The organism is Azospirillum sp. B21, from assembly GCF_008364825.1.
Taxonomy (GTDB): domain Bacteria; phylum Pseudomonadota; class Alphaproteobacteria; order Azospirillales; family Azospirillaceae; genus Azospirillum.
The window spans coordinates 1-12,155 of the sequence record NZ_VTTO01000006.1; the positions used below are offsets into that span (position 1 = coordinate 1).

General features: G+C 67.8%; 9 protein-coding genes. 2 read left to right on the plus strand and 7 right to left on the minus strand.

Features of this window, described 5'->3' with window-relative positions; all coding sequences use genetic code 11:
- The first annotated feature begins 477 nt into the window (after positions 1 to 477).
- Both FZ983_RS15515 and FZ983_RS15520 read left to right on the plus strand, forming a co-directional pair.
- Positions 478 to 1,722, plus strand: coding sequence for an exonuclease SbcCD subunit D C-terminal domain-containing protein (locus FZ983_RS15515; protein ID WP_149224434.1), 1,245 nt, complete (start codon positions 478 to 480; stop codon positions 1,720 to 1,722).
- Positions 1,722 to 5,498 carry an AAA family ATPase gene (locus FZ983_RS15520; protein ID WP_149224435.1) on the plus strand — a complete coding sequence of 1,259 codons (3,777 nt, stop codon included), beginning with the start codon at positions 1,722 to 1,724 and terminating at the stop codon, positions 5,496 to 5,498. Before FZ983_RS15515 ends, FZ983_RS15520 begins: the two co-directional genes overlap by 1 nt.
- A 145-nt stretch (positions 5,499 to 5,643) precedes the next feature.
- On the opposite strand, the gene FZ983_RS15530 is transcribed toward FZ983_RS15520, so the two are convergent.
- The 7 genes from FZ983_RS15530 to scpB all read right to left on the minus strand — a co-directional run bounded on the left by FZ983_RS15530 (position 5,644) and on the right by scpB (position 12,153).
- On the minus strand, positions 5,644 to 6,486 hold the full coding sequence (locus FZ983_RS15530) for a MoxR family ATPase (protein WP_149224436.1): 843 nt from the start codon (positions 6,484 to 6,486) through the stop codon (positions 5,644 to 5,646).
- 27 nt (positions 6,487 to 6,513) lie between these two features.
- Positions 6,514 to 6,846, minus strand: coding sequence for a DHCW motif cupin fold protein (locus tag FZ983_RS15535; protein WP_149224437.1), 333 nt, complete (start codon positions 6,844 to 6,846; stop codon positions 6,514 to 6,516).
- A 75-nt stretch (positions 6,847 to 6,921) separates the two neighbouring features.
- Positions 6,922 to 9,591: an alanine--tRNA ligase gene (alaS, locus tag FZ983_RS15540; RefSeq protein ID WP_149224438.1), complete on the minus strand. Its 2,670-nt coding sequence runs from the start codon at positions 9,589 to 9,591 to the stop codon at positions 6,922 to 6,924.
- 129 nt (positions 9,592 to 9,720) lie between these two features.
- Positions 9,721 to 10,512, minus strand: a complete 792-nt coding sequence (gene tatC, locus FZ983_RS15545) for a twin-arginine translocase subunit TatC (RefSeq protein ID WP_149224439.1) — start codon at positions 10,510 to 10,512, stop codon at positions 9,721 to 9,723.
- 15 nt (positions 10,513 to 10,527) lie between these two features.
- Positions 10,528 to 11,049, minus strand: coding sequence for a Sec-independent protein translocase protein TatB (tatB, locus tag FZ983_RS15550; protein ID WP_149224440.1), 522 nt, complete (start codon positions 11,047 to 11,049; stop codon positions 10,528 to 10,530).
- A 77-nt stretch (positions 11,050 to 11,126) separates the two neighbouring features.
- Positions 11,127 to 11,366, minus strand: a complete 240-nt coding sequence (locus FZ983_RS15555; protein WP_108547290.1) for a twin-arginine translocase TatA/TatE family subunit — start codon at positions 11,364 to 11,366, stop codon at positions 11,127 to 11,129.
- 154 nt (positions 11,367 to 11,520) lie between these two features.
- Entirely contained in the window at positions 11,521 to 12,153 is a 633-nt protein-coding gene (gene scpB / locus FZ983_RS15560; protein ID WP_149224441.1) for an SMC-Scp complex subunit ScpB, read from the minus strand.
- Positions 12,154 to 12,155: the final 2 nt, after the last annotated feature.

Below are 12,155 nucleotides of genomic sequence, written 5' to 3' on the forward strand. Positions count from 1 at the left end.
ACGTCGATACTGATACAGTTTCTCTGCTCAAAAGATGCACAGACGATCCTCATTGTGCCGATCCCCATCAGAGACCAGCACCCCAAGGCCGCAACGGCTACCAACTGCCGCCGCCTGCGCATCCCTTCTCACAACACGGTATAAACTTGTCAAAGAACCCGCAGCACTGAAACGTGCCGCACCGACCGCTCTTCCGCCTCCCTCTTCGGGGATCGGACCAGAGTGGGCCGGAGGTATTTCGGTCGAAGCCGGAAGATCGAACCGCTAAGTTGCTGTTTTCTCTTCCGTTTCTCCGTCGGCGCCGCGCTGTCGTTCAGCGCCCCGCCGTCGGTGGACCGGGTTATAGGCGCCCTCCCCCAAAACTGGCAAGCGGTTTTTTCACCGCCTCGGCATTTTTTCGGGAGCGTCGTTTTTTGCAGGCGCAGCCGGTGGCGCGGTACGTAGAGTGACGCATCGTTTCGTTGCGAGCGCAGGATCATGCGGAGCTTCCGTCTTCTCCACACCGCCGACTGGCATCTCGGCCAGACTCTGCACGGCATTCCCCGCGATGCCGAGCATGAGCGCTTCCTCGACTGGCTGATCGACCGCATCGGCGAGCATGATGTGGATGCGCTCGTCATCGCCGGCGATGTGTTCGACGGCCAGAACCCGCCGATCCCAGCGCTCGCCCTCTTCTATCGCTTCGTCGCGCGGGCCAAGGCGCTGCATCCGCGGCTGGACATCGTGGTGGTCGCCGGAAACCACGACAGCGCCAGCCGGCTGGAGGCCCCGTCGCCCCTGATGACGGAAATGGGCGTCCGGGTGATCGGTACCCTCCCCTCCTCGGCGGATGGGATGTTCGATCCGTCGCCGCTGATCGTGCCGCTTCACGATGCCGATGGAGCGGTAGCGGCCCGCTGCGTCGCCATGCCCTACCTGCGGCCATCCGATCTGCCGGCGATCGAGGAGGCAGAGGACCTCGATCCGCTGATCGAGGGCGTACGGCGGCTCTATACGCAGGCCTGGACCGGCGGCCGTGATCGTTGCCGCCCCGGCGAAGCGCTGATCCTCACCGGCCACTGCTACATGCGCGGCGGAGCCTTGTCGGAATTGAGCGAGCGCAAAATTCTGGGCGGCAATCTGCACGCCCTGCCGGTCGACATCTTTCCGGAAGACGCGGCCTATGTCGCACTGGGCCACTTGCATCGGGCGCAGGCGGTGGGTGGGCGTCAAGAGGTTCGCTACAGCGGCTCCCCCATTCCGCTCGCACTGGATGAGGAGCCCTATCCGCATCAGGTGGTGCTGGCCGAATTCGCGGCCGGTCGGCTGGTCGGCCATGAGACCTTGCGGGTGCCGCGCCATGTGACGATCCATCGAGTGGCCGAGGATACTCCGGAAGCAGCACTGGAGCGGCTGAAACGACTGGACCTGGACGGCGCCCTGCCCCGCGACGCCTGGCCGTTCCTGGAGGTGACGGTCACCCTGCCGGAGCCGCGCCCCGCCCTGCGCGACGAGGTCGAGGCGGTTCTGGCCGGCCGGCCGGTGCGGCTGCTGAAGCTGGGGGTGCGGCTGACCGGCAGCGGGCAGACGCTGGCGGACAGCGCGCCGCCGGTCGATCTGGCCTCGCTGGAGCCTGAAGAGGTGTTCCGGCGGCTCTACCGCCGCAGCCATGAAGGCGACCCCGATCCTGATCTGATGGCGGCATTCCATGAATTGCTGACCGGCGTTCAGGAGACGATGTGATGCGGATTCTCGCGGTACGCGGCGCCAACCTAACCAGCCTGGAGGGCCCCTTCGCCATTGATTTCGACCGGGAGCCGCTGCGGCGGGCCGGGCTGTTCGCCATCACCGGGCCGACCGGCGCTGGCAAGAGCACGATCCTGGATGCCCTGTGTCTTGCCCTGTTCGACAGCATGCCGCGGTTGCCGGAAGGGCGCGGCGAGATGCTGGGACCGGAGGGCGATCCCAACAGCATCCGCACCACCGACGTGCGCACAATCTTGCGGCGGGGCGCAGGGTTCGGCTGGGCCGAGGTGGATTTCGTCGGGATCGACGGCGACGCCTATCGCGCGCGCTGGGAGGTGCGAAGGGCGCGGCAGAAGGCGCAGGGGGCCTTGCAACAGCAGAGCATGTCGCTGAGCAGCCTGGACGGCGAGCGGCGCTTCGGCGACGGCAAGAAGAGCGTGCTGGAGGAGATCGAACGGCGGCTCGGCCTGACCTTCGAGCAGTTCCGGCGTGCGGTGCTGCTGGCCCAGGGCGATTTCGCCACCTTCCTGAAGGCGCCGCCGCGTGAGCGGTCCGCCCTGTTGGAACTGCTGACGGGGACGGAGATTTACTCCCGGCTGTCCGTCGCGGCGCATGAGCGGGCGAATGCGGAGAAGCAGGCACTCGACAGGCTGATGGCGCAAGGCGGCGGCATCGGGGTGCTGAACGACAATGATCGCGCGGCCTTGCAGAAAGAGGCCGGCGAAGCGGCAGAGGCGGTCCGGGGTGGCGAACAGGCGCTGGCCCTTGCCCAGGCGGCGCTGGCTTGGCATGAGCGCGACGGGCAACTCGCAGTGGCCGAGGGCAAGGCGGTCGAGGCGGCCGAAGCGGCCGAGCGGGCATGGGTCGAGGCGGAAGGACGGCGCGGGGCGGCTGCCCGGCTGCGCGGGCTTCAACCGCTGCGGCCGCTGCTGGCCGATGCCGACCGGGCGAGTGGCGACGCTGAGGAAGCGAGCGCGGCGGTGGGACGCGCGACGGAGGCTTGGGAGGCGGCGCGGCTGGCGGTCGAGGAAGCCGCCGCCCGTCATGGCGAAGCCCGGCGGCGGTTCGAGGCCGCTTGCGCGGAACAGGCCAAGGCCGAACCGGACCTTGAGCGCGCGGCCGACCTGGATGGACGAATCACGGCGCTGACGAGCGAACAAGGAACTGCCGAGGCGGCGGCAAAGGCGGCGGCGCAGCGCAGCGGCACGGCGCGGAAGGCGGTGCAGGACATCGACACCACCCTGTCGGCGGCACGCAACGATGCCGCGCGGCTGGAGGTTTGGCTGCGGGATCAGACGACCTTCGCCGTGGTGGCGAACCAGTGGGAGCGCTGGGATCGGCTGTTGAGCCGCGCCATCGCCGATGGACGGGCCTGTGAGGCCACGGCCCGGGAGCGTCAACGGCTGGAGCGGGAGCTTGCCTCGACGAAAACCGCTGCGGAAGGCGTGGAAATCAGGCTGGCCGAGGCGCGGGAACGCTGTCGTGCGGCCGAGAAAAAGCTGGAAACTCTGCGGAGCGAGGCGGCGCCGTCGCTCGACGAGGCAAGGCAGGCACGGGGCGAGGCCGGCCGGCGACGGGACGGACTGCTGGCGCTGCTCACCACCGGAGAGGCCCGCCAACGGCTTGCGACCGAGTGTGAAACGGCCGAACGGCACCGCCTGCAGCGGCTGGGCGAGGCGGAGCGTGACGGAACGGCGGCGCGGGAGCTTGCCGAAAGCCGGGCTGGGCAGCGCGCGGCAGTCGAGGAAGCGGAACGGACCCTGCAACGGTTGCTGCTGGCCCAGCGCGAGGATGTGGAAAGCCTGCGCGGGAGGCTGGCGGAAGGGGAAGCCTGCCCGGTCTGCGGATCGATCGACCATCCCTGGGCAGGTGCCGGCGTGACGCCGCTAGGCCGGGTAACGCAGGATCAGGAGCGGCACCTTGCCGGGTTGCGTGAGACCCTGGCCGCGACGGTCGCCCGCCATGCCGCGCTGGAGGCGGCGGAACGGGCGGCGCGCAAGGAGGCCGACGGGCTGACGGAACGGCTGGCGGCACTGGCGCGGGAGACTGAAGGGCTCCAGCTCCTTTGGGCAGATCAGACGGCGGCGGTCGGCTGGGAGGCTGCGGGCGGAACGCTCGCCGACATCCGTCAGGCGGTCGAAATGGTGGAACGGCGGCTGGCGGCCATTGCCTCAGACGAGGAACAGGCGCTCGACCATCGCCGGCGGGTGGATGCGGCGCAGCAGGAGCATCGGCGGCTGGAGACCACGGCGGCCGGTCTGGCAACGGAATGCGAAGCGACCCGGCAGCGGCTGGCGGACGGACGGCAGGCCTTGGCGCTCGCGGTGGCCGCGCTCGAGCGGACCGAGGCCGACCGGCAATCCGCTCTGGCGGAGTTGGGTGAAGGGTTGGCCGGAGAAGCCGAATGGCGGTCTCGCCTGGAGCGCGAGCCGGAGGACTACCGGGCTGGATTGGCGGCACGGGTGGCCGAATATCGGAAAAAGACCGACGCGCTGGCCCGTGCCACCCGCGAGGTCGAGCGGGCGAGCGGCGAGCGGGCGGTGCAGACCGCCGAACTGGACGCCGCGCTGCGGGCGGAGGAGGAGGCACGCAGGCGAGCCGACGATCTGGCCGCAAGGCTGGCGGAGGCGCGGACGGCGCGCGGTGCTCTGCTGGACGGGCGGGCGGTGGCGGTGGTGCGCAAGCTGCTGGCCGGAGAGCGGCACGAGGCCGAAGCCCTGGTGGAGAAGGCCATTTTTGCGCGGCAGGATGCCATCGCCCGGCTGTCGGCAGCGGAACAGGAACGGGAAACCCGCGGCGAGGCCGCCCGGCTGTGTGCCCACAAGGCCGAGGTTGCCGGGGAGCGGCTGACATGGGCGGTGGCCGAACGGGGGGTCTGGCTGGAGGAGGTCCGCCGGCTGCTGGCGGTCTCCGAAAGCGAACTGGAGTCGGAAGAACTGGCACTGGCGGTGCTGGAGCGGGCGCGTGGCGACGCGGCGCTGGTGGTTGCCGAACGCCGCCGTCAGCGCGCTGACCATCATGCGGCGGGCCATCATGCGGCGGGCCGGCCGGTTCAGAGCACCGAAGAGGCCGTAGCCGCGGCCGAGAGCACCCGTGCGGTGCTGGAGCGGGACCGTGACCGGCTGGGCTCTGCCCGCGGGCGGTTGGAGGCGGATGACGCAAACCGGCAGCGGCTGGCCGGGCTGCGCGTGGCAATCGAGGCGCAGCAGGCGCGCTGTGCCCTATGGGAAAAGATGGCGCAACTTATTGGCTCACGGACCGGGCAGAAGATGCGCAACTTCGCCCAAAGCCTGAGCCTGGACCTGCTGCTGACCCACGCCAACCGGCATCTGGAGGACCTCGCCCGCCGCTATCGGCTGGAGCGGGTGGCGGGGGCCGATCTGGAAATCCAGGTGGTCGACCGCGAGATGGGCGACGAGCGCCGCGGCGTGCACAGCCTTTCGGGCGGCGAGATGTTCCTGGTGTCGCTTGCCCTGGCGCTTGGGCTGTCGGCAATGGCTGCGGGAACCTCCGGCGGGATCGGCACGCTGTTCATCGACGAGGGGTTCGGCACGCTCGATCCCGACAGCCTGGACGTGGCGCTGTCCTGCCTGGAAGCACTGCAGGCCGGCGGGCGACAGGTGGGGGTGATCAGCCACGTTCCGGCGATGGTCGAGCGCATCGGCACGCAGATCCGCATCCTGCCGCTTGGCGGCGGGCGCAGCCGGGTGACGGTGCAGTCGGTGACGGGGACGGCGCTGGGGGTGGCGATGGAGGAGGTGGAGGAGGTTTGAGGGGATGCGAAGTTAGCCCCCCACCTAACCTCCCCCGCTGGGCGGGGGAGGGACTGCCGCTGCTTTTCCAAACAAGCACTTGTCCCCTCCCCCGCCCAGCGGGGGAGGGTCAGGGTGGGGGCAAGCGCACCGAGAGCCCCGTCCCTCAACGCCCCCGCTTCGCCAGGAACGCCAGCCGTTCCAGCGTGTGCACGTCCTGCTCGTTCTTCAGCAGCGCGCCGCACAGCGGCGGGATCAGCGTGCGGGCGTCCTTGGCGCGCAGGGTCTCGGGATCGACATCCTCGACCATCAGAAGCTTGATCCAGTCCAGAAGTTCGGAAGTGGATGGCTTCTTCTTCAGGCCCGGAACCTCGCGCAGATCGTAGAACAGGTTCAGCGCCTCGCGCAGCAGGGCGGATTTCAGGCCGGGGTAATGGACCTCGACGATCTGCTCCATCGTCTCGCGGTCGGGAAAGCGGATGTAGTGGAAGAAGCAACGGCGCAGGAAGGCGTCCGGCAACTCCTTCTCGTTGTTGGAGGTGATGATGACGATGGGGCGCTTGGCCGCCGTGATCGTCTGGCGGGTTTCGTAGACGTGGAACTCCATGCGGTCGAGTTCCAGCAGCAGGTCATTGGGGAACTCGATGTCGGCCTTGTCGATCTCGTCGATCAGCAGGACGGGGGCCTCCGGTGCCTCGAAGGCTTCCCACAGCTTGCCGCGGACGATGTAGTTCGCGATGTCGTGGACCTTCGCCTCGCCCATCTGGCTGTCGCGCAGGCGGCTGACCGCGTCGTATTCATACAGGCCCTGCTGCGCCTTGGTGGTGGACTTGACATGCCAGGACAGCAGCGGCTTGTTCAGAGCGCGGGCGATTTCCACCGCCAGCACGGTCTTGCCGGTGCCGGGTTCCCCCTTCACCAGAAGCGGCCGTTCCAGCGTCATCGCGGCGTTGACCGCCACCATCAGGTCGTCGGTGGCGACATAGCGGTCGGTGCCGGTGAAGCGCATGGGCCTGCTCCCTCAAACGACGATGTTTCAGTCCACGATAAACAGGGTGGCGCCGATTTCGGTCGAGGACCGATGCGGGTGGTCGCCGAAATCCGACACCTGATAGCTCATACCCGCCGTCAGGACGAAGCGGCGGCCATCCTTCAATTCGGTGATCAGTTCGCCGCTGACCACGAACAGCACATGGCCGCGGTCGCACCAATGATCGGCCAGATAACCGGGCGTGTATTCGACCAGCCGCACCCGCAATTCGCCGGCCTGGAAGCTGCGCCACAGCGCCTTGCCGGTTTCGCCCGGATGCTCGGTGACGGGAACGGCGGCCCAGTCGGTCACGGTGAAGGGGAGAGTCGGGAGTTCCATCGCCGGACCTCGACAAAAACGGCATGAACAAAAAAATGGCCCCCGGAGCGAACCGGGGGCCGGGTTTCATCGGGATCAGGAGGCCTTCTTGGCCATGATCGCCTTCTCGATGGCCTCGACCGCCACCGGGGCAAGCGAGGCGTCGGGGCCGCCGGCCTGGGCCATGTCCGGCCGGCCGCCGCCGCCCCTGCCGCCCAGCGCCTCGGCGCCGACGCGGACCAGATCGACGGCGCTCAAGCTGCCGGTCAGGTCCTCGGTCACGCCGATGACGATGGACGCCTTGCCCTCATTCGAGGCGATCAGCACGACGACGCCGGAGCCGACCTGCTTCTTCAGCTCGTCGGCCATCGGCTTGAGATCCTTGGCCGGCAGGCCTTCGACAACGCGGGCGGCGAACTTTACCCCGGCGACGTCTTTGGCCTCGTTGCCGCCCTCGGCCTTGGAACCGCCGCCCATGGCCACTTGCCGGCGCAGTTCCGCCAGTTCACGTTCCATCTTGCGACGTTCCTCGACCAGAACCGCCACGCGGGCCGGGACCTCGTCGGGCTTCACCTTCAGGACGCTCGCCGCTTCGGTCAGCAGATGGTCGCGCTCGGACAGCCACGCCTTGGCGCCGGTGCCGGTCAGCGCCTCGATGCGGCGGACACCGGCGGCGACGGCGCCTTCGGAAACGATCTTGAAGACGCCGATGTCGCCGGTGCGACGGACATGGGTGCCGCCGCACAGCTCGATGGAATAATCGCGGTCGAGTTCACCATGCGGGCCGCCCATGGAGACCACGCGGACCTCGTCGCCGTACTTCTCGCCGAACAGTGCCATGGCGCCCTGGGCGCGGGCCTCGTCAGGGGACATCAGGCGGGTGATGACCTCGCTGTTGGCGAGCACGCGGCGGTTCACCTCGTCCTCGACGGCGGCGATGTCGGCGGCGGACAGTCCGGTCGGCTGGCTGATGTCGAAACGCAGACGCTCCGGCGCGACCAGCGAGCCCTTCTGGGTGACATGGTCGCCCAAGCGGTGGCGCAGCGCCTCGTGCAGCAGGTGCGTGGCGGAGTGGTTGGCGCGGATGGCGGCACGGCGCTCGCTGTCGACGCGCAGTTCCACTACGTCACCGACCTTGAGGGTGCCCTTGGTGACGGTGCCGACATGGGCCCACACCGCGCCCAGCTTCTTCAGCGTGTCGGAGACCGCGACCTCGGCCCCGCCGGCCGAGAAGATCACGCCGGCATCGCCGACCTGACCGCCCGATTCGCCGTAGAAGGGCGTCTGGTTGACGACGACCAGCACCTGATCGCCGATGTTGGCGGCCTCGACGCGGGCGTCGCCCTTGACGATGGCGGTCACCTTGCCCTCGGCCACCTCGGTGTCGTAGCCAAAGAACTCGGTGGCGCCCAGCTCGTCCTTGATCTCGTACCAAAGCTTCTCGGTGCCGACCTCGCCCGACCCGGCCCAGGACTCGCGGGCCTTGCGGCGCTGCTCGTCCATCGCCGCCTTGAAGCCGGCCTCGTCGACGCCGCGACCCTGACCGCGCAGAACGTCCTGCGTCAGGTCGAGCGGGAAGCCGTAGGTGTCGTACAGCTTGAAGGCGACGTCGCCGGCCAGCGGCTGGCCTTCGCCCAGATGGCCGACCTCGTCCTCCAGCAGGCGCAGGCCACGCTCCAACGTCTGCTTGAAGCGGGTTTCCTCCAGCTTCAGCGTCTCGACGATCAGGGCGCGGGCGCGGTTCAGCTCCGGATAGGCATCGCCCATCTGCTGGATCAGCGCCGGGACCAGACGGTGCATCAGCGGTTCGCGCGCGCCGATCATGTGGGCGTGGCGCATGGCGCGGCGCATGATGCGGCGCAGCACATAGCCGCGGCCTTCGTTCGACGGCAGGACGCCGTCGGCGATCAGGAAGGAGGTGGAGCGCAGATGGTCGGCGATGACGCGGTGCGATACGGCATGCGCACCGTCCGGCGCGGTCTTGGTCGCCTCGGCCGACGCCACGATCAACGCCCGCATCAGGTCGATATCGTAATTGTCGTGCTTGCCCTGCAGGACGGCGGCCAGACGCTCCAGCCCCATGCCGGTGTCGATCGACGGCTTGGGCAGCGGCACCAGATTGTCCGGACCAAGCTGCTCGTACTGCATGAACACGAGGTTCCAGATCTCGATGAAGCGGTCGCCATCCTGGTCCGGGCTGCCCGGCGGGCCGCCGGCAATGGACGGGCCGTGGTCGAAGAAGATCTCGGAGCACGGACCGCAGGGGCCGGTGTCGCCCATGCGCCAGAAATTGTCGTCGGTCGGGATGCGGATGATGCGGTCGTCCGACAGGCCGGCGACCTTGCGCCAGATGCCTGCCGCGTCCTCGTCGGAGGTGTGGACCGTCACCAGCAGCTTGTCCGCCGGAAGCCCGTATTCCTTGGTGATCAGGTTCCAGGCGAACGCGATGGCGTCGTCCTTGAAATAATCGCCGAAGGAGAAGTTCCCCAGCATCTCGAAGAAGGTGTGGTGCCGCGCGGTGTAGCCGACATTGTCGAGGTCGTTGTGCTTGCCGCCGGCGCGCACGCATTTCTGCGAGGTGACCGCGCGCTTATAGGGCCGCGTCTCGGCACCGGTGAAGACGTTCTTGAACTGGACCATGCCGGCGTTGGTGAACATCAGCGTCGGGTCGTTGCGCGGCACGAGCGGCGACGAGTCGACGATCTGATGGCCCTGCTTGGCGAAGAAATCCAGGAACGTGCGACGGATGTCGTTGGCGGTCTGCATACGGTCAAGGCTCCGGGTGCGCGGCTAAGGCCTTCCATTGGCCGAACCGTGCTTTTAGCGCGAGATTGGCGGCATGTCCACGGCGGACGGATTATTACCCTGCGTCACAACGGACAAGAGACCGTGGGATTACTCGGTCTCCGCCGCGGCCCGTGCCTTTTCGATGCGACGGCCGATGATGATGGCGATCTCGTACAGCCCGATCAGCGGAACCGCCAGGCTGACCTGGCTGATGACGTCCGGCGGTGTCAGGATCGCCGCGGCGACGAAGGCGCCGACGATGGCGTAGCGACGCTTCGACGCCAGCGCATCGGTGCTGATGATGCCGACGCGGACCAGCAGGGTGAGCAGGACCGGCAACTGGAAGGCGATGCCGAAGGCGAAGATCAGCGACATCACCAGATGCAGGTATTCGCCGACGCGCGCTTCGAACTCGATGGGCAGGGCGTTTCCGTCGCCGCCGGGGTGGAACTCGAAGCCCAGGAAGAAGCGCCAGGCCATCGGGAAGATGAAGTAATAGACGATGCCGGCACCGGTCAGGAACATCACCGGCGTCGCGACCAGGAAGGGCAGGAATGCCTTGCGCTCGTGCTTGTACAGGCCCGGCGCCACGAACATCCAGATCTGGCTGGCGATGATCGGGAAGGAGATGAAGCAGCCGGCCCAGAACGCCACCTTCACATAGGTGAAGAAGGCTTCCGTCAGGCCGGTGTAGATCATCCGGCGCCCCTGCCCCGCCAGCAGGTCCGCCAGCGGTTGGACCAGGAAATTGTAGATCCGGTCCGACACGGCGTAGCACAGCAGAAAGGCGATCAGGATGGCGCCGACCGACCACATCAGCCGGTTCCGCAGCTCGATCAGATGATCGATCAGCGGCATCTTGCTGTCTTCGAGTTCGTCCTGATGCGTTTCGCCGGTCATGATCCGTCTTCGACCTTAGGTCTGCTTATCGGTGGACTGGGCGGAAGCCACTTCAGCCGGCTGGGTGGCCGGCTGGGTGGCCGGCTGCACCGGTGCGGACTGCACCGGGGGCGGCTGGGTGGTGATCGGCGACGGGGCGGCGGACGGCGCCACACTGTCGGCCACTGCGGGGGGAGCCACCGGCACCGGCGCCTGGGGCAGGTCCGGTTCCGGCGTGCTGCCGGCATGGCCGTTCAGCCCCACGTCGAATCCCTTGGGATCGAAGGCCTTTCCGACCTCCCCCTTCGGGTCGATGGTGTCCTCCATCATCTTCTTGATGTTCAGGTCGCGGGTCTTCAGGGCTTCCTTGCGAAGCTCGTCCAACTCGGTCTCCCGCATCATGTCGTCGATGTGGGTCTGGAATTCGCGGGCGACGCCTCTCGCCTTGCGCACCCATTTGCCGAGCGTGAAGATCGCCTTGGGCAGATCCTTGGGCCCGATGACCACAAGGGCGATGACGGCGATCACCATCAGTTCGGACCAAGCGATGTCGAACATGTTCTTCCGGCTTCACGAATGCGGTGGGCAGGATGGCGCGCGAACGGAACCCACGGGGAACCCCGCGCGCCCGCCGGTCAGCTGCGGACCGCCTCGTCCTTTTTGGCCGCGGTTTCGGCCGTGTTGGCCGGCTGGTTCGGGATGACCTTCGCGTTGGCACCGGAAGCGGCGTCATCGCTGTCGTCCTGCAGGCCCGCCTTGAAGGACTTCACACCCTTGGCGAGATCGCCCATCACCTTCGGCAACTTTCCAGCGCCGAACAGCAGAAGAACGATCAGTAGAACGATAATCCAGTGCCAGATGCTGAAAGAACCCATGGCGCGCCTATCACGTTTGAACGGCCTTTGCGGCGGGCCGGCACTATGGCAGAAAGGCCATTGGGCCGCAACGTTCGCCCCACCATCCTTAACCGGTTGTCATTGAGGTTTCACGGGAATTCGCGAGGGGCTCCCCCGAAAAACGCGGCCCTGCTCAGGACTCCTCGTCGCCATCCTCGCCGGTCGCGGCCAAGCCACCGTCGTCCCCGGCCGTCCCGAGCCCCAGAAGCACCGGACGGCTGTCCAGCAGACCGGCGGCACGCAGGTCGTCGACGCTGGGCAGGTCGCGCAGGCTTTCCAGACCGAAATGGTCGAGGAAATGGTCGGTGGTGATCCAGGTCAGCGGCCGGCCCGGCGTCTCGCGCCGCTTGCCCGGCCGGATCCAGCCATGCTCCATCAACAGGTCCAGCGTACCCTTGCTGGTCGCCACGCCGCGGATGGATTCGATCTCCCCCCTGGTCACCGGCTGGTGATAGGCGATGATCGCCAGGGTTTCGATGGCCGCGCGCGACAGCTTGCGCGACACCTCCTCCTCCCGCCGCAGTTCGGGCGCCAGATCGACCGCGGTGCGGAAGGCCCAGCCGCCGCCGGTGCGCACCAGATTGACGCCACGCGGGGCGTAATGGGCGCGCAGCTCCTCCAGCAGCAGTCCGACCTCCGGCCCGACGCGGCCGGCCAGCGTCTCTTCGTCCAGCGGTTCGGCGGAGGCGAACAGCAGCGCTTCCAGCAGGCGCAGCCGGCCGATGCGGGCCTCCGCCTCCTGGGCGTCGGTGACTTCCTTGATCATGG